Below are 22569 nucleotides of genomic sequence, written 5' to 3'. Positions count from 1 at the left end.
GCGCCGTGATCTACATCGTTCAGAACTTCTGGCCGATCCTCGCCGCCACCCTTGCCGGTCTGGCGGTGGGCGTGGCGCACCATCTGGCGACGGGCCGGGCGGCCCACGCCCCGGTGGCGACCCGGCCGCCGCTGCTCGTCATCGCCCTCGTGGCCGAGTTCTGGCTCGCCTGCATCCTTGCCGGGGCGCTGATCCTTGCGCCGCCAGAAGCGCCGCGGTGGGTCATGGCCATGGCGACGCCGGTGGTGATCTGGATCGGCTTCGTCGCTCCGGCCCTGGTCGTCACCCACGCCTACCGCCGCATCTCCCTCAGGCTGGCGGCGTTCGACGCCGGCCACTGGCTGGTGGTGATGGTCGTCCAGGCGGCCGTCATGACCCTGATCGGCCTCAAGGCCCCGGTCAGCTGAACAGCCCCGCCACCTCGATCCCCGCCAGCACCAGGAACATCAGCGCCGCAGTGGCCAGCAGGCCGTTCGAGACCCAGCCGTTGCGCCAGGGCTTCGGCGTCGCCTCGCTGTTGAGCAGCCAGAGCAGGGTGCCGGCGAGGAACGGCATGAACACCGCGCCCAGCACCCCATAGGCCACGATCAGCCCGAACGGCCGGTCCAGCATCAGCAGCAGCATGGGCGGGAAGGTCAGCCACAGCATATAGGCCCGCGCCGCCAGGCTGCGGTCGCCGGTCACCGCCGGGTCGCCGGCCCGACCCAGCAGATGGGCGTAGAAGTCGGCGAACATCAGCGACACCCCCTGCCAGACGCCGATCACCGAGCTGAAGGCGGTGGCGAGAAAGCCGATCAGGAAGACGGTGGCCACCACGGGCCCGAACCGCTCGGACAGCACCTCGCCGAGGTCCAGCAGGCCGCGGTCGCCGCGCTCCAGCGCGATGCCGGCGGCGTGCAGAAGCTCCGCCCCCACGATCAGCATGGCCACGACGAACACGCCCGTGGCGATGTAGGCGACGCGGTTGTCCAGCCGCATCACCCCCATCCACTCCGGCCCGGTCCAGCCCTTGGCGGCGATCCAGTAGCCATAGGCGGCGACCGTGACCGTGCCGCCGACCCCGCCGATCAGACCCAGGGCGTAGACGCCCGCGCCTTCCGGCACGAGCGGGACGAGGCCGCGCAGGGTCTGGCTGATGTCCGGCGCCACGATCACGGCGAGGCCCACGACCGTGACGAACATGATCGCCACCAGCACGCCGATGATCCGCTCGACGGTCCTGTAGCCGCCGAACCAGGTGATCAGCGCCGCCAGCGGCCCGACCAGCATGGCCCAGGCGGCGAGGTCCAGCTCCAGCCCGAGCGGGGCCGCCAGCGCCGCCAGCGGCAGGGCCGTCGCGGTCATCCCCGCCGCCCCGTACACGAAGCCCCAGATCACGAGATAGAGCCCGAAATAGGCGGCGGCGATGCGGCCGAACCCGCCCGGCAGCCCGCGCCAGCCGTCATAGAGCGTGCGTCCGGTCGCCAGGGTGAAGCGGCCCACCCCCTCGGCCATGGCCAGCTTGACCACCGCCCCGGCGATCGCCGCCCACAGCAGGGCGTCGCCATAGCGGGCCCCCGCGATCAGGGTGGCCACGAGGTCGCCGGCGCCGACGCCTGTCGCCGCCACGACCAGCCCCGGCCCCAGCAGCCGCCACTTCGCCGTCCGCTCGTCCATGTCCTCGCCTCCCCTGCCGGCGGCGCAGCCTTGCCCCGCCGATGCTTTTCCCCTATAGCGCCCGCCTTTCCAGGACGGCGGTCTTGTCACGGAGCGCCAAAGGGACGGGAACCTCCCGTCCGCCGTGACCAGAGCCATCGTCGACGGGCTACCCGGCCCGCCGGCGCCGCCGCCTACACACGGGAGACTACCGCATGGCTCTTTACGAGCACACGGTCATGACGCGCCAGGACATCAGCGCGCAACAGGCCGAGGCGCTGAACGACACCATCAAGGCTCTGATCGAGGAAAACGGCGGCGTCGTCGCCAAGATCGAGTACTGGGGTCTGCGCAACCTGACCTACCGGGTCAAGAAGAACCGCAAGGCGCACTATTCGCTGCTCGCCGTCGACGCCCCCCCAGCCGCCATGGCCGAGGTCGAGCGTCAGCTGTCGATCAACGAGGACGTGCTGCGCTGGCTGACCGTCCGCGTCGAGGAACTCGACCTCGAACTGTCGCCGCTGCTGGCCCGCCGCGAGCGGGAACGCGAGCGCGAGCGTGAACGCGGCCCGCGCTTCGAAGACGAAGCGGCCGCCTGAGAGAGGGATTCCAGATGACCGACGCAACTCCCGGCACTCCGGTCGGCAACGGCCCGGCCCGCCGCCCCTTCTACCGCCGCCGCAAGGTGTGCCCGTTCTCCGGCGCCAACGCTCCGAAGATCGACTACAAGGACGTGAAGCTGCTGCAGCGCTACGTCTCCGAACGCGGCAAGATCGTGCCTTCGCGCATCACCGCCGTCTCCCAGAAGAAGCAGCGCGAGCTGGCCAAGGCGATCAAGCGCGCCCGCTACCTCGCCCTCCTGCCGTATGTGGTGAAGTAAGATGAAGGTCGTTCTGCTCGAACGCGTCGAGAACCTCGGCGCCATCGGCGACGTCGTCACCGTCAAGGACGGCTTCGCCCGCAACTTCCTCCTGCCGCGCGACAAGGCCCGCCGGGCCACTGCCGCCAACCTCAAGGCCTTCGAAGTCGAACGCGCCGCCATCGAGCAGCGCAACGAGAAGAACAAGGCCGAGGCCCAGAAGGTCGCCGACAAGATCGACGGCCAGACCTATGTGATGATCCGTCAGGCTGGCGAAACCGGCCAGCTGTACGGTTCGGTCGCGGCCCGTGACGTCGCCGAAGCCGTCCAGGCCGAAGGCGGCAAGATCGAGAAGTCGCAGGTCATCCTGCACATTCCGATCAAGACCCTGGGCGTCCACGAAGTGCTGGTCCGCCTGCACGCCGAGGTCCGCGCCACGGTCAAGGTCAACGTCGCCCGCTCGGCCGACGAGGCCGAACGTCAGGCCAAGGGCGAGGACGTGATCCGCTCGCAGTTCGACAATGAGCGCCTGGCCGCCGATCAGGCCGCCCAGGAGCTGATCGAGGGCGGCGCCGGCCAGCAGGAAGGCTTCGGCGACGAAGCCTGATCCCGCTTCGGCGATCAGAGGTGAAGGGCGCGGCCGGCGACGGTCGCGCCCTTTTTCTTTGGTCGCGGCGCCACCCTGCCTTCAGCCGCCCTGAACCCGACCTCAGAACTCCTGCGCCCGCCGCCGCTTGCCCGCCGCATGTGGCGCCGCAATATGGCGAGGCTCATCGAGACCGGCTGAGGGACAGGCCCTTGGACGCCGGGGCAACCTGCGGAGACGCAAGGTGCCAACTCCTGCGGAGGCGGATCCCGCCTCACGACAGATGGGCGGTCCGGAAACGCCGTGCGCGTTCCCCTCCGCCTGCCGGTCACGCGCGAGCCTCGATGCGTGGAAGGAGGCGCCGCCATGCTCACCGTCGAACGATCGCCGCAGCCGTGGCGCCCCTCCTTCGTCCGCTCACAAGACCGGCCGGCGATGCACCGGACGATCGCTCCGTCACCGAAGGATGAAGTCATGACCCGTTCCCGTCGCGCCCGCCTGGCCCTCGCCGTCTCGGCCGCCGCCCTCTCCACCGTCTTCGCCGCCCCGGCCCTCGCCCAGCAGGCGCCGGGCGCCACCGAGGTGGAGGAAATCGTCATCACCGGCACCCGCGTCGCCAACCGCTCGCGCCTCGACACCCTTGCACCGGTGGATGTCGTCACCGCCGAGACCCTGCAGAACCGCGGCACCACGGAACTGGCCGCCGCCCTGGCGCAGGCCGTTCCGTCGCTCAGCTTCCCGCGCCCGTCGGTGACGGACGGCACCGACTCGATCCGGCCAGCAACCCTGCGCGGCCTGCAGCCGGACCAGACCCTGGTGCTGGTCAACGGTACGCGCCGGCACGCCTCCGCCCTGGTCAACGTCAACGGCTCGGTCGGCCGCGGCGCCGCCGCCGTGGACCTCAACGCCATCCCGTCGGGGGCGCTGGACCGCGTCGAGGTGCTGCGCGACGGCGCCTCGGCCCAGTACGGCTCGGACGCCATCGCCGGCGTGGTCAACCTGCGCCTGCGCGAAGCCCGGGACGGCGGCGGCCTGAACCTGACCTGGGGACGCTACGACACCGAGGTGACCACCGCCCGCGGCAGCCGTGACGTGACGGACGGCGAGACCCTGACCGCCGCCGGCTGGCAGGGGCTGGCGCTGGGCTCGGACGGCTTCCTGACCCTGTCGGCCGAGTATCTGCAGCGCGACCCGACCGGGCGCTCCGACTTCGACCCGCGGGCCGCCGCGGGCGGCCGCGTCACCGCCCGCCTCGGCGACCCGGAGGTTGAGCAGATCACCGTCTTCGCCAACGCCGGCAAGCCCCTGAACGCGGACTGGGAAGCCTATGGCTGGGCCGGCTTCCAGGACCGCGACAGCGAGAGCGCGGCCTTCCCGCGCCTGAGCGACAACGTCAACAATGTCGCCGCCATCTACCCGAACGGCTTCCTGCCGAAGATCGCCATCAATTCGCAGGACCTGTCGCTGGCCGGCGGGGTGCGTGGCCTGCTGGGCGGCTGGTCGACCGACGTCAGCCTCGTCTACGGTCGCAACGCGCTCGAGTACCGCACCGAGGAGAGCCTGAACGCCACCTACGGCGCCGCCTCCCCGACCAGCTTCGACTCGGGCGAGACCATCTATGACCAACTGGTGCTGGGCGTCGATGCGGTCCGCGCCTTCGAGGTCGGCCTGTCCGGCCCGCTGACCCTCGCGCTGGGTCTCGAGGCCCGCCGCGAGACCTACGAGATCGTCGCCGGCCAGCCGGAGAGCTACAACCGCGGCCCCCTCGGGTCGAACACCGCCCTCGCCGGCGGGGCCCAGGGTTTCGTCGGCTTCCAGCCCTCCAACGAAGTCGATGAAGACCGCGACGCACTCGGCCTCTACGCCGAGGCCGAGCTGCCGCTGACCGACAAGCTGACCGTGTCCGGCGCCCTGCGGGTCGAGGACTATTCCGACTTCGGCGACAGCCAGACCGGCAAGCTGGCGGCGCGCTACGACTTCAGCCCGGCCTTCGCCCTAAGAGGCTCGATCTCGACCGGCTTCCGCGCCCCATCGCTGCAGCAGAGCTTCTACACGGCCACCTCGTCGGTCATCCAGAATGGCGTGGTCGTGGAGACCGGCACCTTCCCCGCCACCAGCGTCACCGCGCGGGTGCTGGGGGCCGAGCCGCTGGAGCCCGAAACCTCGACCAACACCTCCATCGGGGCGGTCATCCGCCTCGGCGCCTTCGACCTGACCATCGACGCCTACCGCATCGAGATCGAGGACCAGATCGTCCTGTCGGAGAACATCACCCGCACCTTCAGCCCGCAGGTCGCGGCCCTGCTGGATCCGCTCGGGGTCCAGGCCGCCCGCTTCTTCATCAACGGGGTGGAGAGCGAGAGCGAGGGTATCGATGTGGTCGGCCGCTACCGCCTGCGCACGGATGGTCTCGGCGACTTCGACTTCACCGTCGCCGCCAACGTCAATGACGTGACCGTGACGCGGGTGCCGACCTCGACCTCGGTGCTGAACCCGGCCCCGACCCTGTTCAACCGCCAGCGCATCCTGACCTTCGAGCAGGGCACGCCGGACACCAAGGTCGCCGGATCGCTGGACTGGGAGCGCGGCCGCTTCGGCGCCTCGGCGCGGGCCACCTACTACGCCAGCGTCACCCAGCCCGGCACCACCGCCCCGAACGACTACTTCACCGGCGACAAGACCGTGGTCGACCTGTCCGGCCGCCTGCAGATTGTTGATGGCGTGGCCCTGACCCTCGGCGTCGACAATGTGTTCGACGAGTATCCCGACTTCACCCCGGCGACGCTGAACTCCAACGGCGTGCTGGGCTTCCCCTTCTACTCCCCGTTCGGCTTCAACGGCCGCTACGGCTACGCCCGGCTCAGCCTGAACTGGTAAGCCGAAACCGGTGGCGCCGACGGTCAGTTCCTCCCCCGCAGGGGGAGGTGGATCGCCGGCGTAGCCGGCGAGACGGAGGGGGGAGACCCTCAAGCGCGGCTGAAATCCCCCCTCCACCGCCTTCGGCGGTCCCCCTCCCCCTGCGGGGGGAGGAATGGCGCCCCCCGCCCCGATCCCGCCCCACTGTTCAGCTTGGGTTCAGGCTGGCGCCAGAGACTCCGGCGCTTTCGGGAGGGACACCATGCGCCACATCGTTCTCGCCGCCGCCGGTGCGGCGCTTCTTCTGGCCGGATCGGCAGCCGCCCAGAGCGGGCGGACCCTCGACACCTTCGTCACCGAAGCCAATCGCGTTCCCATGAATCCGACGGCCATGCTGCGCGCCGATGCGAGGCGTCTGGTCGCTGAGTATCGGGGGGGCATGCGTACGGTTGTGGAACGGATCAGGGCAGATCGGGCCGCGGGACGAACGCCCCCGGCCTGCCCGCCGGACCAGATCTCGGTGAACCCGCGGGAGATGCTGGCTTTCCTCAACGGCATCCCCCAACCGAGACGCGCGCAGATGAGCGTCACTGACGGTATCCAGGCGTGGATGGCCAGCCGCTACCCCTGCGCCGGCTGACGCCGGTCCGGACAAGCGTCCACAGGCCGGGCGGGGTTTCGCACCGTTTCGGTCCCGTCCGCTCCTGACGCGGCCCCGCGTCATGGTTATCGGATGAGGATGAACGCCATCGCTCCGTTCGCGTCGGCCGCTCCGGTCGCCGCCATGCCGCACAATCTGGAGGCCGAGCAGGCGCTGCTGGGTTGTCTGATGTTCGACAACGCCGCCTTCGAGCGGCTCAGCGACCGGCTGCGCGGGTCCCATTTCTTCGAGCCCTTCCACCAGCGGCTCTACACCGCCATCGAGGACCACATCCGGCAGGGCCTGCTGGCCGAGCCGACCATCCTGATGGAGCGGTTCAAGCAGGATCCCGCCTTTCAGGAGTTCGGCGGACTGCGCTACCTCGCCGATCTGGTCGACCGCGCCCCGCCGGCGGCCAACGCCCCGGACTACGCCCGAGTCGTCTACGACCTGGCCCTGCGCCGCGACCTGATCCGCATCGGCGGCGACATCATCAGGGAGGCGCCGGAACCCGAGACGGCGGCGCTGGACCAGATCGAGCGCGCCGAGCAGTCGCTCTATTCGCTGGCCGAAACCGGCAAGCCCTCCTCCGGGTTCGTCAGCTTCGCCGAGGCCCTCAAGGGCGCGGTGCAGATGGCCGGCGAGGCCTATCAGCGCGAGGGCAAGCTGGCAGGCCTGGCCACCCACCTCGACGACCTCGACCAGAAGCTGGGCGGCCTCTACCCGTCCGACCTGCTGGTGCTCGCGGGCCGTCCGTCGATGGGCAAGACCGCGCTGGCGACCAACATCGCCTTCAACGTCGCCCGCAACTACCGCTACGAGATCACCCCCGAAGGCCGGAAGACGGCCGCGGGCGGCGTCGTCGCCTTCTATTCGCTGGAAATGAGCGCCGAGCAGCTGGCCATGCGGATCCTGGCCGACGCGTCGGGCGTGTCGTCCGACCGGCTGCGCAAGGGCGAGATCGACGCCACCGACTACGGCCGGGTGCGCGACGCGGCCATCGAGATCGGCGAGAGCCCCCTGTTCATCGACGCCACCGGCGGCCTGTCGATCTCCAAGCTGGCGGCCCGGGCGCGCCGTCTGAAGCGGGCCGAGCACGGGCTCGACCTGATCATCGTCGACTACCTGCAGCTGATCACCACCGGCGAGAGCAACAGCCAGAAGAACCGTGTGCAGGAGATCTCCGAGATCACCGGCGGCCTCAAGGCCCTGGCCAAGGAGCTGAACGTCCCGATCATCGCCCTGTCGCAGCTGTCGCGTCAGGTCGAGAGCCGCGAGGACAAGCGGCCCCAGCTGTCCGACCTGCGGGAATCCGGCTCGATCGAGCAGGACGCCGACGTGGTCATGTTCGTCTACCGGGAGAGCTACTACCTCGGCCGCGCCGAGCCCAAAGAGGGCACGGAGGAGCACCTGAAGTGGCAGGAGGACATGGACCATCTGCGCCACCAGGCCGAGGTGGTCATCGGCAAGCAGCGCCACGGCCCGATCGGCATCGTCAAGCTGGCCTTCGACGAGGACACCACCCGCTTCGGCAACCTGGCCCGCGACGGCCGCTACAGCGGGTATGAGTGAAAGACCATCTCTCCTCCCCCTCGCAGAGGGGGAGGGGGACCACGCGCAGCGTGGTGGAGGGGGCAAGGCTGAGCGCAGCGCTTGGGATCGCCCCCTCCACCGCTTCGCGGTCCCCCTCCCCCGCTCGCGGGGGAGGAGAAGGCGCCACCCCCTCTGGCGCTGCACAAAAGTTCCGGCATAAGGGCGCCATGCGTCCGAATGCTGTTCTCGAAGTCGATCTCGCCGCCCTGGCGCGGAACTTCCATGCCCTGTCGGTGATCGCCGGCGCGCCGGTGCATCCGGTGGTCAAGGCGGACGCCTATGGCCTCGGCGCCGGACCGGTGGCCCAGCGGCTGCTGAGCGAGGGCGCCCGCGCCTTCTTCATCGCCCGCGCCGCCGAGGGCGAGCGCCTGCGCGCCGCGGTTGGCCCGGCCCCGGACATCTATGTGCTCGACGGCTGCGTTCCCGGGACCGAGGCGGCCCTCAAGACCGCGGCCCTGTGGCCGGTGCTCAACCAGCCGGCCCAGCTGGCGGCCTGGCGCGCGGCCGGCGGCGGCAAGTGCGGCATCCAGATCGACACCGGCATGAACCGGCTCGGATTCCGCCCCGAGGACGCGCCCGAGGCCTTCCCCGGCCTGGCGCTGGTGATGAGCCACCTCGCCTGCGCCGACGCCCCCGACGAGCCGATGAACCGGCGTCAGCGCGACGCCTTCGCCGCCGTCGCCGCGCGCTATCCCGGGACGCTCCGCTCCTTCGCCAACTCCGGCGGCGTCTTCCTCGGTCCGGACTTCGCCTTCGACGCCGTCCGCCCGGGAATCAGCCTCTACGGCGGCGGGCCCGAGGGCCGGCCCGATCCCCGCCTCGCCGCGGTCGGCGCCTTCCGCGCCCCGGTGCTGCAGGTCCGCGAGGTCCCGGCCGGAGAGAGCGTCGGCTATTCGCGCGGCTTCATCGCCGAGCGGCCGATGCGGGTCGCCACGGTCGGCGCCGGCTACGCCGACGGGGTCCTGCGCAGCTACGGCCCCCGCGGGCAGGTTGCGCTCAACGGCGAGCTGCGCCCCCTGCTCGGCCGGGTGTCGATGGACGTCTGCGCCGTCGAGGTCACGGGCCTCGACGTGGCGGTCGGCGACATGGCCGAGCTGTTCGGTCCGGTCCGGCGCATCGACGACCAGGCCGCGGCCGCCGGCACCATCGCCTACGAGCTGCAGACCTCGGTCACCGCCCGGGTCCCGCGCGTCTATCTCTGAGCGCGTTCCGTCCGCCTTTGTCGCAGGCATGCGGCACGGACACGGACGCCGCCGGGAATCGCCGGCGGCCTGCTAGGATGAGATCATGGCTCGCGACGGCGCCCTCTATGTCTGTCAGTCCTGCGGCGCGGTGCACGCCAAATGGGCCGGCCAGTGCTCGGCCTGTCAGGGCTGGAACACCCTCGTCGAGGAGACGAAGGCCGCCCCGCCGGGCGCCCTCAAGCCCGCCTCCACCGCCCGGGGGCGCGGCCTGACCTTCGAGAGCCTGACCTCGGAGACGCCCGAGCCGCCGCGCATCCTCACCGGCGTCGGCGAGTTCGACCGGGTCTGCGGCGGCGGGGTGGTGCCCGGCTCGGCCCTGCTGCTGGGCGGCGACCCCGGCGTGGGCAAGTCGACCCTGCTGCTGGAGGTGCTGGCCAAGGCGGCCCGGGCCGGCGCCCGCACCGCCTACATCTCCGGCGAGGAGGCGATCGAGCAGATCCGCGCCCGCGCCCGACGCATGGGCGTCGCCGACGCCCCGGTGGCCCTGGCCTCGGCCACCTCGCTGCGCGACATCCTCACCACCCTGAAGCGCGAGCGCTTCGACATCGTGGTGATCGACTCGATCCAGACCCTGTGGAGCGACGCCCACGAGGCAGGCCCCGGCTCCATCGTCCAGGTGCGCGCCTGCGCCGCCGAGCTGGTGCGGCTGGCCAAGGCCGGCGGCCCGGCGGTGATCCTCGTCGGCCACGTCACCAAGGACGGCCAGATCGCCGGGCCGCGCGTGGTCGAGCACATGGTCGACGCCGTGCTCAGCTTCGAGGGCGAGCGCGGCTATCCCTTCCGCATCCTGCGCGCCGGCAAGAACCGCTTCGGGGCCACCGACGAGATCGGCGTGTTCGAGATGGGCGACGCCGGCCTGCGCGAGGTGGCCAATCCCTCGGCCCTGTTCCTCGGCGAGGGCAAGGACCGGGCCCCCGGCGCCGCCGTGTTCGCCGGCATCGAGGGCTCGCGGCCGGTGCTGGTCGAGATTCAGGCCCTCGTCGCCCCCTCGGCCTATGGCACCCCGCGCCGGGCCGTGGTCGGCTGGGACTCCGGCCGGCTGGCCATGGTGCTGGCGGTGCTGGAGGCCCGCTGCGGCCTGGGCTTCGGCGACCGCGACATCTATCTGAACGTGGCCGGGGGTCTTCGCGTCAATGAACCGGCCGCCGACCTCGCCGCCGCCGCCGCCCTGATCTCCTCGGCCAGCGACATGCCCCTGCCCCAGGGCTGCGTCGTGTTCGGCGAGGTCAGCCTGTCCGGCGAGGTCCGCCCGGTCGGCCGGGCCGAGGCGCGCCTGCGCGAGGCGGCCAAGCTCGGCTTCGACCAGGCGCTGGCCCCGCCGGGCCCGGCCCAGTCGTCCGGCCTGACCGCCGTCACCCGTCTCACCGAGGCGGTCGAACGAATCTCGACGAACAGGTATTAGGGACATCAGTCTCCTCCCTGGTCGCGCAGCGAGCGGGGAGGTGGCTCGCGCAGCGAGACGGAGGGGCCCCTCCACCGCTTCGCGGTCCCCCTCCCCACGGGCGTGGGGAGGAAACGGTGGAGCGCATGACCGGCTACGACGTCTTCGTCATCCTCGTGGTGCTGGCCTCGGCGGCGTCCGGCGGGGTGCGGGGCGGCGTGCGCGAGATCGTTACCCTGCTCAGCTTCATCCTGGCGGCGTTTCTCACGCTGGTGGCCCTGCCCTACACCGCCCCCGTCGGACGGGCCCTGGTCGAGCCGGAGTGGGCCGGTTCGATCCTCGCGGCGGTGCTCAGCTTCCTCATCGTCTATTTCGGCATCCGCATCCTCGGCTCGGTCCTGTCGAAGCGGGCCCAGGCCCATCCGCAGCTGGGCGGCGTCGATCGCATCCTCGGCGTCATTGTCGGGGCCGGCCGGGCGCTGGTGCTGGTCGGGGCGGTGCATCTGGTGATCGCCGCCGCCCTGCCGGGCGAGCGCACCCCGCGCTGGCTGTCCGAGGCCGGCCTCTACGGTGTCAGCGCCGGGGCTGCGCGCACCATCCAGTGGATCCTTCCGGGCATCGGCCAGAGTGTCGATGCGGTCACGCCGGCGCTCGACTCGTCCGTCCGCAGAGGGTTCGGCGGCGATGACGCCTTGCCCCCGACGCAATCCGCGCCTACTTCGCCCCCCGACTCCTGACCCCCGCCGATCATCGGAGCCCCGACGATGAGCCGCCCCGTCCATGCGATCGCCGAGCCCGTCGTCCATCGTCCGCACTGGCGCGAGCCCGGCGATGACCATCTCCGGCTGGAATGCGGCGTCTGCGGCGTCTGGGGCGCTCCGGACACCGACGCCGCCTCGATCGTCGCCCTCGGCCTGCACGCCCTGCAGCATCGCGGCCAGGAAGCCTGCGGCATCGCCTCGGTGCACCAGGCCCGCTTCCACACCGAACGGCATCAGGGCCTCGTCGGCGAAGCCTTCGGCGGCGCGGACCTGTCGCAGCGCCTGCCCGGCTCGGCGGCGGTCGGCCACACCCGCTACTCGACCGCTGGCGGCGGTTTCGTGCGCAACATCCAGCCGATGTTCGCCGATCTGGACTCCGGCGGCATCGCCATCGCCCACAACGGCAACCTGACCAACTTCCACTATCTGCGGAAGATTCTGGTCGGCGAGGGGGCGATCTTCCAGTCGACCTCGGACTCCGAGGTGATCCTTCACCTGATCGCCCGCAGCCGGAAGGCCAAGATCGTCGACCGCTTCATCGACGCCATCAGCCGCATCGAGGGCGGCTACGCCCTGGTCTGCCAGACGCGCTCGAAGATGATCGGCGCCCGCGACCCGCTGGGCATCCGCCCGCTGGTGCTGGGCCGCCTCGGCGACGCCTGGGTGCTGGCGTCCGAGACCTGCGCGCTGGACACCATCGGCGCCGAGTTCGTGCGCGACGTCGAGAACGGCGAGGTGGTGGTCATCGACCAGGGCGGCCTGCAGTCGCTCAAGCCCTTCCCCGAACGTCCGGCGCGGCCGTGCCTGTTCGAGTACGTCTACTTCTCGCGCCCGGACAGCGTCGTGAACGGCCGCTCGGTCTATGAGGTGCGCAAGGCCATGGGCCGCATCCTCGCCCGCGAGCACGGGGCCGAGGCCGACGTGGTCGTTCCGGTGCCCGATTCCGGCGTGCCGGCGGCTCTGGGCTACGCCCAGCAGTCGGGCGTGCCCTACGAGATGGGCATCATCCGCAGCCACTATCTGGGCCGCACCTTCATCCAGCCCAGCCAGGGCGCCCGGCAGAAGGGCGTGCGCATGAAGCACAGCCCCAATCGCGGGGTGCTGGCCGGCAAGCGGGTGGTGCTGATCGACGATTCGATCGTACGCGGCACCACCTCGGTGAAGCTGGTGCGCGCGGTCCGCGCCGCCGGGGCCGCCGAGATCCACCTGCGCTCGGCCTCGCCGCCGATCCTCTATCCGGACTTCTACGGCATCGACATGCCCGAGCGGGACCAGCTCCTGGCGGCGACCAAGACGCTGGCGGAGATGCGCGCCTATCTCGAGGTCGACTCGCTCGGCTTCCTGTCGGTCGACGGCCTCTACGAGGCCATGGGCGCCGGGGCCCGCGATCCGCACCAGCCGCAGTTCACCGACCACTACTTCACCGGCGACTACCCCACCCGTCTGCTCGACCGCGAGATCGAGGAAGGCGGCCGGGACGAGACCGCGCGCCAGCTGTCCCTGCTGGTGAGCGCCTGAGGGCTTTTCGGCAGGGGACGGCGTGAGCGCCGACTATTCGTCGGCTCCGTTGCTCCAGCTCCACCAGTCCTGCGACATGTGAAAGAGCCTGAGAACGTGCAGCTCGTCGCCGACAATGTCGAACACGAGCAGATATCGGGTGCCTGGAACGATCTTCTCAAAGGACCCCGGCGTCCGCCCCGGGCGACCGGTCGGTCGCCGCGCCAGCTGCTCAACCGTGACCCGCACGCGTTCTGCAAGACGCTCCGCGGCTGGCAGGTTTCGCTCGCCCAGATAGTCGAGTGCGCTGTCATGCTGCGCGAGCGCCTGTGGCGACCAGATGATGGTCTTCAAGCGACCTTGCGACGATGCTTGTCCAGCGTCGCCCTGATCTGAGCCATCGCCTCCTCGTGCGCAATCGAGCGCCCTTCGCGGATACTCTCACGCGCGGCCTCGATTTCCGCGATGAGCCAGCGCTGGTGGTCGAAATAAGCCTTCAGAACCGCTTCCGCGATGGCGGACGGCGTCTGGTTCGTCTCCGAAGCCATCGCCTTGAGCTTCTCACTCACCGCCTCGGACACATCCAGCGTCAGGGTCGCCGTCTTCGCCATGGATGCCGAGCCTCCATCTACCCGTCCTCAAGGTAACACGTTGACCGTCCCTGCGCCCATCCCTAGACCCGCGCGATGACCGACCAGCCGCTGAAAGACCGCATCGCCCTCGTCGTCGGGGCCTCGCGCGGGATCGGCTACGAGAGCGCCCTGGCCCTCGCCAAAGCCGGCGCGCACGTCGTCGCCACGGCGCGCACCGAGGGCGGGCTGGAAGCGCTTGACGACGCCATCTTCGCCGCCACGGGGCGGCACGCGACGCTCGTCCCGTTCGATCTGGTCGACGGCGGCGGCATCGACCGGCTGGGCGGGGCCCTCCACCAGCGCTTCGGCAAGCTGGACATCTGGGTCCAGGCGGCGGCGACCATGGGCCCGGCCGGCCTGACCCCGGTGGCCCATGCCGACCCGCGCGAGTTCGGCAAGATCGAGCGCGTCAACTTCACCGGCGTCTACCGCCTGATCCGCTCGCTGGAGCCGCTGCTGCGCGTCTCGGACGCCGGGCGCATGATCCACCTGACCAGCAGTCTGGCCCACACTCCGCGCGCCTTCTGGGGGGCCTATGCCTCGACCAAGGCGGCGGCCGAGGCGCTGGTCGCCTGCTGGGCCGACGAGATCGAGAACACGCCGATCCGCGCCACTATCCTCGACCCGGGCCGGATGCGCACGCGGCTGCGCGCCCAGGCCTATCCGGGCGAAGACCCGATGACCCTGCCGCACCCGGAGGCGATCGGCCCGCTCATCGTCGAGCTGGCCCGCCCGGACCGGACCCCGCCGCTGCGCCTGCGGTTCGCCGACTGGGCCGGGACGCCCGACGCCGCGTGAGCCGGCCGGCGCTCCTGCCGCTGGCGGTGCTGACCGCCGCGGCCTGCGTTCTGGGGCTGGCGCCCATCCTCGTGCGTCTGACCGAGACCGGTCCGGCCGCCGCCGGCTTCTGGCGGCTGTTTCTGGCCCTGCCCCTGCTGCTGGCGCTCAATCTCGCCTTCGCCCGGCGCAGCGAGGCCGGTGGGCCCGGGCTCGCGCCGAACCGCTGGATGCTGCTGGCCGGGACCTTCTTCGCCCTGGATCTCGGCTTCTGGCACTACGGCATCAGCCTGACCTCGGTCGCCAACGCCACGGTGCTGTGCAACCTGACGCCCGTGGTGGTGACCGCCATCGCCTGGATCGCCTTCCGCGAACGCCCTGGCGGCGGCTTCATGATCGCGCTGGCCGTAGCGCTGGCCGGAGCCTTCGCCATGGCCGCCGGGGCCGACCCGACCCAGGGTCGCAACCCCGTGCTGGGGGACCTGCTCAGCCTGTCGGTATCCTTCTGGTACGCCGGCTACTTCCTCGCCGTGAAGGCGGCCCGGCGCACGGCTTCGGCGCTGCAGGTGATGCTGTGGTCGACCGCCGCCGGCGCCCCCATGCTGCTGATCGCCGCGCTGCTGTTCGGCGAGACCATCCTGCCGGCCGAGCCCATCGGCTGGCTGTTCTGCGGGCTGTTCGCCCTGGTGCACGTCGCCGGCCAGACCGGCGTCACCTGGGCCCTCGGCCGCCTGCCGGCCGGCCTCACCGCCCTGACCATCCTGGTGCAGCCGCTGGTGGCAGCCCTGTTCGGCTGGCTGCTGTTCGCCGAAACCCTGACGCTGGTGCAGGCGCTGGGCGGCCTGCTGGTGCTCGTCGCCGTGGCTGTGGCCCAGTGGAGCAGCGCCCGAAAGACAACGGGCGCGAAAGCCGAAGCCTCCGCGCCCGCCAAAACCTGAGTTTCCTGCTTGATTACAGGAGCTTGAGGTTCACCGCAGCGGTCTTGCCGCGCTGGGATTCCAGCTCGTATTCGACGCGGGCGTTTTCATTCAGACCGGCAAGGCCGGCCTTCTGCACGGCGGTGATGTGCACGAACACATCGTTGCCGCCGTTTTCGGGCTGGATGAAACCAAAGCCCTTGGTGGGGTTGAACCACTTGACCGTACCGGTCGCCATCTGCGTTCTCCGTCAACGCGCTTTGCCAGGCAGCGCCCCCCGCGGGGAAACGCCGTCAGCCCATCTGGACAGCTCGTTCAGGCGAAGGAGCGACGCGCGGGTTTGGACCCCAGCGAAAATCCGGACTGCGTGTCGGTTGTCTCGCGTCCCGGGCGAACGGTCAAGGAAAAGCGATTCGGCCGCTCAGGCGCACAGGCCGCGCGGCGCGCCGTCGAGGTGCAGGTGATCGGCGTGCTCCGCGTTGTAGTCCGGGCTGAGCACCGTGGCGAAGATCTCGCAGCCGCCGTCCCGGATCCGCCGCAGGAAGTCCGCCCCCGCCGCGCCTGTCGCCCCCTCCCCGTCCCAGTCGGCCGTCAGGCTGACGCGCCGCCCGTCGGCCAGCGTGACCCCGGCCACGTCGAGCGCGTTGGCGCGGGCATGCTCGCTGGGCCGCGCGCCCGGCTCGGTCGAGCCGTAGATGCGGCGGCAGGAATAGGTCCCGTAGGTGTCGACCGAGGCGACCGGCGTCCCGAACGCCGCCTCGGCGGCCGGTCGCAACACCTGCCGATCCCACAGCACATAGCGGATGGCCATCGGGCACTGCATCACCAGGCCGCCGGGGGCCAGCGGCGTGACAGCGCCGCCGGTGATCCGCACGGCGCCGCGCACGACGCAGAAACCGCCATCGTCGCGATCCTCGGCCCGCTCGGCCTCGACCCCGGCCTCACGCAGCAGCTGCAGGCAGGCGTCGGTCACCGCCGTCACCTCCTCCGCGGGCGGCGGCGTGCTGCGCGCCAGTTCGAAGTCCGCCACCTTGGCCCGGGTCGCCTGGCCGAGCGGGGCGGTCAGGTCCAGCGGCGTCCACGGCAGGTCCTGCGGCGGGGCGAAGGCGTTGAGCAGGGCGAAGGCGGCGCACACGCCCAGCCCCGCCTCCCACAGCAGGTTCCAGAAATCGGCGAGGTCGCGCTTCACCCGGCGTAGGTCCGCAACATTGCCTGGGCGAGGCCGACGCAGGCCGCGCGACCGCGAGGCCCGCCATTGCTGACCGTGGCCATCGCCCGGCCGCCGTCGCGGTCGACAAGGGCGATCGCGTGCCAGCGGGTGTTCGAGCCCTCATGCACCAGCACCGGTCCCGCCGCCCACGGCTGAGGCGTCACGCCCCAGCCGAGCGCATAGCTCGACGCCGGCCCGGAGGGCGTGGTCAGGCGCGTCACACTGGCCGCCGTCAGCCAGTCGCCCGCGCCGGTGAACACGGCGAGGAAGCGGGCGTAGTCGGCCAGCGGGGCATGCACCGTACCGGCCGGACCGAGGGCCGCAGGATTGTCGGCGCCGGGCGCTTCGGGGGCCATGGAAAGCAGCTGTCCCGCAGCGTCCTGATGCCCGCGCGGCGCGTCGCCGGCCGGCGGGCCGAAGCCGGCGCACGCCATGCCCAGCGGCGCGAACAGCTCCGCCTGCATCTGCGCTTCCCACGACTGGCCTGTCAGCGCCTCGAGCGCGGCCCCGGCGACGATGTAGTTGGCGTTGCCATAGGCGAAGGCGCCCGGCGTCCCCGTCGGCGGGCGGACCAGGGCTTCGGCGGCGAAGGCCGCGCGCTGCGCCGCCAACGGCCTGGTGTCGGCCCGGGCGCTGGCCAGCCAGGCCGGTCCGATCAGGTCGGTGTCGAGCAGACCGCCCTCATGGGCCAGCAGGGCGGTCAGCGGCGTCTGGCGCCATGCGGCGTCCATGGCGATCTCCGGCAGCAGCTCCCCGAGCCGCGCCTCCCAGCCGAGCCGGCCCTGCTCGACGTAGCGGGCGACAAGGGCGGCGGTCATCGCCTTGGTGTTGGAGCCGAGATGCCAGGGATCGGCGGGCGTGACAGTCGCCTCGTTCTCCGCGGCGCGGCGGCCGGCGACGCCCTGCCAGACGATCTCGCCCTGCAGCCAGACGCCGCCCACGGCGGGGGCCCCGCTGGCGGCCAGGACGGCCGGCAGGTCGAGGCCGGTCTCCTGTCGCACGCGCGCCCATGCGAGGCCGGGGGCGGCGGCGGCGAACAGGGCGAGGCTGTGACGGCGCGTGAACATGGCCGCAGACTGCCCCAGTTCGCCCCGAAACAGAACCGCCGGGCCCCTTGCGGGACCCGGCGGCGCCGTCAGTCGGATGGATCGCCTCAGAAGCGGGCGGTCAGGCCGACCTGGTAGTAGCGGCCGATCAGGTCATAGACCCCGACGCCCGTGGTGTAGGCCGGCGGCTCCACGTCGAACAGGTTGCGGACCTGAACGCGGGCCGTCAGACGCTCGGCCCCGACCGGGACATAGTCGGCGAGGTCGAACGCCACCGAGAGATCGTTGATGTAGTAGTCGCCGATCGTCTGCGGCTGGAACTGCTCGATGGTCGAGGTGTTGCTGAAGCGCGACTCCGACACCCAGCGGGTGGTCAGCAGGATCCCGAGGTTGCCGCGGGTATAGGCGGTGTTCAGGTTCCAGCGGCCCTTGGCGTTGCCGATGGTGTTGGCGCTGTTGGTCTGGTCGAACCCGAGGCCCGTCGGCGAGGTCGTCTGGTCCTCGACCCGGAACAGGTCCCAATCGAACGACAGACGGCCGAGGTCGCTGGCCCCGTCGAGCAGGCCCGGGAACCGCTCGGCGATGTCGAAGCCGTACTCGATGCCTGCCGTGAAGCCTTCGAAGTTGGTGTAGCCGGCGTTGAAGAAGCCGGTCTGCGGACCAAGCCCGTTCGGCGCGATGTCGGCGCCGAGGATCTGGCCCTCAAGGCTGGAGCCGCCGACGTTCGAGCCCGCCGCGCCCCGCTGGAAGCGGTTGCAGGCCGACTGGTCCGGGGTCGGCAGATCGTAGCAGACCTGCAGGATCTGGCTCAGGGTGAAGTTGCCGATGGCGTTGGTGAGGTCGATCTTCACCCAGTCGAAGCTCAGCGCCAGACCGTCGATGAAGCTCGGCTGGTAGACGAAGCCATAGGTCTCCTGCTCGGCGATCTCATTGACCAGAGCCGGGTTGCCCGCGGTGGTGCCGCGCTGGGTCGCCGCCTGGATGTTGGAGGTCAGCCGGAAGTCCGCCGGCAGGCCGAGCGCGACGAAGGCCGCCTCGCAGTTGGCGCGCCGCGCGGCCGGGTTCGGCCCCGAGTCGATGTTGCGGAAGTCGCAGGGATCGGTCGCCGTCAGGAACGAGGTCGAGGTCGGCAGGAACAGCTCGGTGATGGCCGGGGCCCGGAACGAGCGGCTCTTGGACCCGCGGATCAGCAGGTCCTCGACCGGACGCCAGCGCGCGCCCACGGCCCAGGCATCGTCCTTGCCCGACTGCGAATTGTCGACCTCGCGGTACGAGGCGTCGATGTCGAAGCTGCGCATGCCGAGGAACGAGAAGTCGTCGCCGAACACCGGCAGCGCCACTTCGGCGTACCACTCGGTGGTGTCGTAGGCCCCCGACAGCGGCGCGATCGCAGCGGACCGGCCGATGCCGCCGGCCGAGGCGGCGTTCGGCTGGAAGCTCGACTCCTCCTCGCGGTACTCGAAGCCGACGTTGAAGCCGGCCCAGCCGGCCGGCAGCTGGATCAGGTCGCCCCCGAAGTTGGCCTCATAAACCGTCTGGGTGATCTCGTAGTCCTGACGGAAGGTAGTGCCGATGTAGTCGAGCGCGGCCTGGCTGCGGGCGCCCTCGCCGAACAGGTTCAGCGGCTGGCAGCCCGCGGCGCGGGCGGTCGCGTCGGCGCAGACGATCTGGCCGTTGACGTTGGCGACGTTGATCGCCTGCAGGAAGTTGGCCTGGACGATGTTGTCCTGCTGGAAAAAGCCTTCCGACGTGCCCTGGTTGAAGGCCACGTTCCAGAAGAACTGCCGGCCGAAGGTGCTGAAGTCGCCGGCGAGGTTGATCACCCCGCGCAGGACCTCGCCCTCGGTCAGGCTGTTCGGCTCGACCAGATCCGTCGAGGCGCGGTGCAGGAAGAACAGGCGCTCACCCGGATTGTTCGGGTCCGCCGGCAGCGGGGTCGGCTGGGCCAGGATCGCCGCGCGGGTGGCCGCCGGCAGGAACGGGTTCGCCGTCGAGAACTGCAGCGCGCCCGAGGCGCCGCCGAACAGGCCCGAGTTGTAGATCGGCTGGTTGAAGTCCTCGCGCCCGATGGTGCGGTTGTAGAAGACCTCGGTCTCGAGCCGGATGTTGTTGGTCAGGTCGATGCGGCCGAACAGGGTGGCCACGTCGCGCTCGGTCGGGGCCTGCAGCGAGGTCAGCTCGGCGAGGTTCAGGCCGTCGCCACCCGAGGCGATGGAGGCCTGGACGAACTGGCCGGGATTGTAGGGCACGAGGGTGCCGTCCGGCGCGAACTGGGCCGCCACACGCTGGCCGGGGTTGTTCGGGTCCGGAATGGTCAGCAGGCCGCCGAGGCCAAAGCCGGCGGTGCGGAACGGCAGACCGCCTTCGGTGATCTCCGGAATGCGGCGGTTCTCGTAGAAGACCTGCGAGGGGATGCCGTCCGTGCCGCTGGTGTTGGCCGGGTTGTTGCCGCGGATCAGCTGCAGCGCCGTGCGCGGCCGGTCGGTGAAGCGCAGCGACGACGTCTCGGCATACTCGTAGCTGCCCGACAGGTTGGCCCGGCCATCGAGGAAGTTGCGGCCGACGGTGATGCGCCCGCGATAGGTCTCGGCGTCATCCCGCTCGGACACGCCGTACTCGCCGTTGACCTCGACGCCCTCGAAGTCGGTCTGGGTGATGATGTTGATCACGCCGGCGACGGCGTCGGAGCCGTAGATGGCGCCGCCGGTGGCCTGGATGGTCTCGATCCGGTCGATCAGGGCCGTCGGGATGGCGTTGGTGTCCACCTGGCCGCCGGCGCCGGCGCCGGAGAACAGCGAGGCCACGTTCGAGCCGACGAAGCGGCGGCCGTTCACCAGCGTCAGGGTCCGGTTGGAGCCGAGGTTGAAGATGTTGACGAAGCTGCGCGCCACGCCGAAGCCGGCCTGGTCGCCTTCGGGCGAGATCGGTACGCCCGAGATGGGCTGCTCGTTCAGCGCCTCGGCGACGTTGGTGAACCCCTTCTCGTCGATCGTCTCCGCGCGGATGACCTGCAGCGGCGACGACGCCGTCAGATCCGTCCGCCGGATCCGCGAGCCGGTGATGACGATCTCCTCGACCTGGGTAGCGTCCTGGTCCTGGGGCGCCGCGGCAGGCGACTGGGCCACGGCGACACCCGACACGAGGACAACGCTGGCGAGCACCGAGCCGCCGAGCAGCATGGACTTCATTTTCACTGGGGAACCCTCACACGTGACAGAGAAACACCGCATTCCGTCTGCGGTCTGGCCTCGAAAGCGGCGCAAGCTCGCCGCATCCGAGGCCTCTGGCAAGTGCGACGATGCGCCCTGTCAAAAGTGTGATCTGATGACACCTTTAAGGCATTTTGCGCCAGTTTTAGGGCCTACTTCTGCCCTAATTTTCCGAGCGCCGCGAAGACCGACATGACGCCTGCGACGCCAGCGAAAGCGACGATCGTCATGACGATCCCGGCCGTGTCGAAAGACGGCGTCCAGCCATCCACGGCCCGGTCGATGAAGGCGGAAACACTGTCCACGGCGATCTGCGGCGACAACGGAGACGCGAACCAGAGCCAGCCGGCGAAGGCGACCCGACCAAGCGCGAAAGCCGCCTCACCCAGCGCGGCGAAGACCCGCGCGGAGGGACACAGGGCCCGGCCGAGATCAAAGACGATACGGCTCAGACCGAAGGCGATCACCGGCCAGTAGACCAGGGTGAACACTTCCCGCCCCAGCGCGCCCCAGTCGACGCCGTCGCGGACGTAGACCCACTCCACGGGATGTAGACCGGGGATGCGGAAGGCCGTGGTCCACCACAGCAGCACCACCGCCCAGGCCACGATGTTGCCGAGGGCCTCGCCGGTCGTGGTGCGTCGGGGCGCCACGCGCGCGGTCGCTGCGCCGGAGGCCGGAGAAGCGTCCGCCTTCGGCCTCGCCGTCAGACCGTCCACCCAGTCCTCGCCGACGCTGAACTCGTAGATGCCGAGGTCCTTGACCCGCCAGTCATGCAGCCAGCGCGGCCGCTCGGACTGCCGCTCGAAGATGTAGGCGGCGAGCGTGACGAAACCGATCAGGGTGATGACGCCGTTGAACAGGCTGGCGATGCTCTGGCCGAACGTCAGGCCCGGCTCGGGATCGCCGCCGGCGATGCGCACAACCAGACCCAGGGCGGTCAGAAACACCAGCACCAGGCCGCCGGCGCGGATCGCGAACCGCCAGTAGGGATAGAGCTCCGGTCCAACCACATGACGCGGTCCGGGGCGATAACGGGCGGCGACGCTGAGCGGATGCCCCACCTCGCGCAGCACCGCCTCGACCTCTGCCTCCTGCAGCGGGCGGCCCAGCTCCGCCGCCCGCGCCTCAAGCCGGCTCTCGATCTCGTCACGCAGTTCGGCGATGACGTCGTCGCGCTGCGAGGCCGGCAGATGCGCCGCCACGACCTTGAGATAGCGCGCCAGCAGCGCCCCGTGTTGCTCTGCGCTCATCGCGCCCCCTCCCCTTCCGTGAAGATCCGATCCAGCGAGGCCGAGATGCCTCGCCACTCCGCCAAAAGGCGCGCCAGCATGGCCTCGCCGGCCGGCGACAGGCGATAGAAGCGCTTCTTCCGCTTCTCCTCCTCGCGCCATTCCGAGGTCAGCAGCCCCTGCCCCTCCAGACGGCGCAGCAGCGGATAGAGGGTGCTCTCCTCCATCTCGACGCCGTCCTCCGCGAGGGCCGTGCGCAGGGAGTAGCCGTACCGCTCGACCCGCAGCCGCGCGAGCACGGCCAGGCTCAGAGAGCCCCGCCGCAGCTCCAGCCGCAGACTCTCGAACAGCTCATCCCGCCCGTCCGTCACTCGCCCTTGCCTCGTATAGTGTGTGGCGCACAGTGTATGCGGCATACTGTGTGAGGGAGTCAAGGCCGCAACGAGAAGGGCGCGGAGGGTCTCCCCTCCGCGCCCTCATCGGCGACGGTGTCG

22 protein-coding genes and 1 riboswitch are annotated in these 22569 nt (G+C 70.7%); of the genes, 13 read left to right on the top strand and 9 right to left on the bottom strand.

Features of this window, described 5'->3' with window-relative positions; genetic code table 11:
- The first annotated feature begins 5 nt into the window (after positions 1–5).
- Positions 6–407 (top strand): DUF1761 family protein, encoded by a 402-nt coding sequence (locus VGN74_RS01720; protein WP_327445637.1) that lies wholly within the window; start codon positions 6–8, stop codon positions 405–407.
- On the opposite strand, the gene VGN74_RS01715 is transcribed toward VGN74_RS01720, so the two are convergent.
- Positions 400–1656, bottom strand: coding sequence for an Nramp family divalent metal transporter (locus VGN74_RS01715; protein ID WP_327445636.1), 1257 nt, complete (start codon positions 1654–1656; stop codon positions 400–402). The genes VGN74_RS01720 and VGN74_RS01715 overlap by 8 nt on opposite strands.
- Before the next feature lie 194 nt (positions 1657–1850).
- Here VGN74_RS01715 and rpsF point away from each other — a divergent pair, with 194 nt between their 5' ends.
- The 10 genes from rpsF (at position 1851) to purF (ending at position 13073) form a co-directional block, all read left to right on the top strand.
- Entirely contained in the window at positions 1851–2234 is a 384-nt protein-coding gene (gene rpsF / locus VGN74_RS01710) for a 30S ribosomal protein S6 (protein ID WP_327445635.1), read from the top strand.
- 14 nt (positions 2235–2248) lie between these two features.
- Positions 2249–2515 (top strand): 30S ribosomal protein S18, encoded by a 267-nt coding sequence (rpsR, locus tag VGN74_RS01705; RefSeq protein ID WP_327445634.1) that lies wholly within the window; start codon positions 2249–2251, stop codon positions 2513–2515.
- Position 2516: 1 nt separating this feature from the next.
- Complete coding sequence (gene rplI / locus VGN74_RS01700) at positions 2517–3101, top strand: 50S ribosomal protein L9 (protein WP_327445632.1); 585 nt, start codon at positions 2517–2519, stop codon at positions 3099–3101.
- Positions 3102–3261: 160 nt separating this feature from the next.
- A riboswitch (SAM riboswitch) is annotated at positions 3262–3370 on the top strand.
- Between the two features lie 184 nt (positions 3371–3554).
- A complete protein-coding gene (locus VGN74_RS01695) occupies positions 3555–5957 on the top strand; it encodes a TonB-dependent receptor (protein WP_327445631.1) in 2403 nt (800 codons plus the stop codon).
- Positions 5958–6198: 241 nt separating this feature from the next.
- On the top strand, positions 6199–6576 hold the full coding sequence (locus tag VGN74_RS01690; RefSeq protein ID WP_327445630.1) for a hypothetical protein: 378 nt from the start codon (positions 6199–6201) through the stop codon (positions 6574–6576).
- A 99-nt stretch (positions 6577–6675) separates the two neighbouring features.
- Positions 6676–8148 carry a replicative DNA helicase gene (locus tag VGN74_RS01685; protein ID WP_327445629.1) on the top strand — a complete coding sequence of 491 codons (1473 nt, stop codon included), beginning with the start codon at positions 6676–6678 and terminating at the stop codon, positions 8146–8148.
- 188 nt (positions 8149–8336) lie between these two features.
- Positions 8337–9371 carry an alanine racemase gene (gene alr, locus VGN74_RS01680; protein ID WP_327445628.1) on the top strand — a complete coding sequence of 345 codons (1035 nt, stop codon included), beginning with the start codon at positions 8337–8339 and terminating at the stop codon, positions 9369–9371.
- An 85-nt stretch (positions 9372–9456) separates the two neighbouring features.
- Positions 9457–10815 carry a DNA repair protein RadA gene (gene radA, locus VGN74_RS01675; RefSeq protein WP_327445626.1) on the top strand — a complete coding sequence of 453 codons (1359 nt, stop codon included), beginning with the start codon at positions 9457–9459 and terminating at the stop codon, positions 10813–10815.
- 125 nt (positions 10816–10940) lie between these two features.
- Positions 10941–11531 (top strand): CvpA family protein, encoded by a 591-nt coding sequence (locus tag VGN74_RS01670; protein ID WP_327445625.1) that lies wholly within the window; start codon positions 10941–10943, stop codon positions 11529–11531.
- A 27-nt stretch (positions 11532–11558) separates the two neighbouring features.
- Positions 11559–13073, top strand: a complete 1515-nt coding sequence (gene purF, locus VGN74_RS01665) for an amidophosphoribosyltransferase (protein WP_327445624.1) — start codon at positions 11559–11561, stop codon at positions 13071–13073.
- 33 nt (positions 13074–13106) lie between these two features.
- Here purF and VGN74_RS01660 read toward each other — a convergent pair whose 3' ends face one another.
- Both VGN74_RS01660 and VGN74_RS01655 read right to left on the bottom strand, forming a co-directional pair.
- Positions 13107–13406 (bottom strand): type II toxin-antitoxin system RelE/ParE family toxin, encoded by a 300-nt coding sequence (locus VGN74_RS01660; RefSeq protein WP_327445623.1) that lies wholly within the window; start codon positions 13404–13406, stop codon positions 13107–13109.
- Complete coding sequence (locus VGN74_RS01655) at positions 13403–13663, bottom strand: hypothetical protein (RefSeq protein WP_327445622.1); 261 nt, start codon at positions 13661–13663, stop codon at positions 13403–13405. The genes VGN74_RS01660 and VGN74_RS01655 overlap by 4 nt, the downstream gene beginning before the upstream one ends.
- Before the next feature lie 75 nt (positions 13664–13738).
- On the opposite strand from VGN74_RS01655, the gene VGN74_RS01650 reads away from it, so the two are divergent.
- Together VGN74_RS01650 and VGN74_RS01645 are read left to right on the top strand one after the other, a co-directional pair.
- Positions 13739–14482, top strand: a complete 744-nt coding sequence (locus VGN74_RS01650; RefSeq protein ID WP_327445621.1) for an SDR family NAD(P)-dependent oxidoreductase — start codon at positions 13739–13741, stop codon at positions 14480–14482.
- Positions 14479–15399 (top strand): DMT family transporter, encoded by a 921-nt coding sequence (locus tag VGN74_RS01645; protein WP_327445620.1) that lies wholly within the window; start codon positions 14479–14481, stop codon positions 15397–15399. The genes VGN74_RS01650 and VGN74_RS01645 overlap by 4 nt, the downstream gene beginning before the upstream one ends.
- Before the next feature lie 13 nt (positions 15400–15412).
- On the opposite strand, the gene VGN74_RS01640 is transcribed toward VGN74_RS01645, so the two are convergent.
- The 6 genes from VGN74_RS01640 to VGN74_RS01615 form a co-directional block, all read right to left on the bottom strand.
- Positions 15413–15616, bottom strand: coding sequence for a cold-shock protein (locus VGN74_RS01640; RefSeq protein WP_298278254.1), 204 nt, complete (start codon positions 15614–15616; stop codon positions 15413–15415).
- 183 nt (positions 15617–15799) lie between these two features.
- A complete protein-coding gene (locus VGN74_RS01635) occupies positions 15800–16567 on the bottom strand; it encodes an extensin family protein (RefSeq protein WP_327445619.1) in 768 nt (255 codons plus the stop codon).
- Positions 16564–17655, bottom strand: a complete 1092-nt coding sequence (locus VGN74_RS01630) for a serine hydrolase domain-containing protein (RefSeq protein ID WP_327445618.1) — start codon at positions 17653–17655, stop codon at positions 16564–16566. Before VGN74_RS01630 ends, VGN74_RS01635 begins: the two co-directional genes overlap by 4 nt.
- 86 nt (positions 17656–17741) lie before the next feature.
- On the bottom strand, positions 17742–20822 hold the full coding sequence (locus VGN74_RS01625; protein ID WP_327445617.1) for a TonB-dependent receptor domain-containing protein: 3081 nt from the start codon (positions 20820–20822) through the stop codon (positions 17742–17744).
- Positions 20823–20995: 173 nt separating this feature from the next.
- The gene (locus VGN74_RS01620; protein WP_327445616.1) at positions 20996–22096 is read right to left on the bottom strand and encodes an HAAS signaling domain-containing protein; all 1101 of its coding nucleotides are present in this window, start codon (positions 22094–22096) and stop codon (positions 20996–20998) included.
- Entirely contained in the window at positions 22093–22446 is a 354-nt protein-coding gene (locus VGN74_RS01615) for a PadR family transcriptional regulator (RefSeq protein ID WP_327445615.1), read from the bottom strand. The genes VGN74_RS01620 and VGN74_RS01615 overlap by 4 nt, the downstream gene beginning before the upstream one ends.
- Between the last annotated feature and the right edge of the window lie 123 nt (positions 22447–22569).

It is taken from the genome of Brevundimonas sp. (assembly GCF_035998205.1).
Lineage (GTDB): Bacteria > Pseudomonadota > Alphaproteobacteria > Caulobacterales > Caulobacteraceae > Brevundimonas.
The sequence above is the reverse complement of the archived record's forward strand: the minus strand, read 5'-3'. Positions and strand labels throughout refer to the sequence as shown.

Excerpts from the sequence above, each read along its gene's own strand:
- VGN74_RS01715 (WP_327445636.1), bottom strand. The coding sequence starts at position 1,656 with ATGGACGAGCGGACGGCGAAGTGGCGGCTGCTGGGGCCGGGGCTGGTC.
- rpsF (WP_327445635.1), top strand. The coding sequence starts at position 1,851 with ATGGCTCTTTACGAGCACACGGTCATGACGCGCCAGGACATCAGCGCG.
- rpsR (WP_327445634.1), top strand. The coding sequence starts at position 2,249 with ATGACCGACGCAACTCCCGGCACTCCGGTCGGCAACGGCCCGGCCCGC.
- rplI (WP_327445632.1), top strand. The coding sequence starts at position 2,517 with ATGAAGGTCGTTCTGCTCGAACGCGTCGAGAACCTCGGCGCCATCGGC.
- VGN74_RS01695 (WP_327445631.1), top strand. The coding sequence starts at position 3,555 with ATGACCCGTTCCCGTCGCGCCCGCCTGGCCCTCGCCGTCTCGGCCGCC.
- VGN74_RS01690 (WP_327445630.1), top strand. The coding sequence starts at position 6,199 with ATGCGCCACATCGTTCTCGCCGCCGCCGGTGCGGCGCTTCTTCTGGCC.
- VGN74_RS01685 (WP_327445629.1), top strand. The coding sequence starts at position 6,676 with ATGAACGCCATCGCTCCGTTCGCGTCGGCCGCTCCGGTCGCCGCCATG.
- alr (WP_327445628.1), top strand. The coding sequence starts at position 8,337 with ATGCGTCCGAATGCTGTTCTCGAAGTCGATCTCGCCGCCCTGGCGCGG.
- radA (WP_327445626.1), top strand. The coding sequence starts at position 9,457 with ATGGCTCGCGACGGCGCCCTCTATGTCTGTCAGTCCTGCGGCGCGGTG.
- VGN74_RS01670 (WP_327445625.1), top strand. The coding sequence starts at position 10,941 with ATGACCGGCTACGACGTCTTCGTCATCCTCGTGGTGCTGGCCTCGGCG.
- purF (WP_327445624.1), top strand. The coding sequence starts at position 11,559 with ATGAGCCGCCCCGTCCATGCGATCGCCGAGCCCGTCGTCCATCGTCCG.
- VGN74_RS01655 (WP_327445622.1), bottom strand. The coding sequence starts at position 13,663 with ATGGCGAAGACGGCGACCCTGACGCTGGATGTGTCCGAGGCGGTGAGT.
- VGN74_RS01650 (WP_327445621.1), top strand. The coding sequence starts at position 13,739 with ATGACCGACCAGCCGCTGAAAGACCGCATCGCCCTCGTCGTCGGGGCC.
- VGN74_RS01640 (WP_298278254.1), bottom strand. The coding sequence starts at position 15,616 with ATGGCGACCGGTACGGTCAAGTGGTTCAACCCCACCAAGGGCTTTGGT.
- VGN74_RS01630 (WP_327445618.1), bottom strand. The coding sequence starts at position 17,655 with ATGTTCACGCGCCGTCACAGCCTCGCCCTGTTCGCCGCCGCCGCCCCC.
- VGN74_RS01625 (WP_327445617.1), bottom strand. The coding sequence starts at position 20,822 with ATGAAGTCCATGCTGCTCGGCGGCTCGGTGCTCGCCAGCGTTGTCCTC.
- VGN74_RS01620 (WP_327445616.1), bottom strand. The coding sequence starts at position 22,096 with ATGAGCGCAGAGCAACACGGGGCGCTGCTGGCGCGCTATCTCAAGGTC.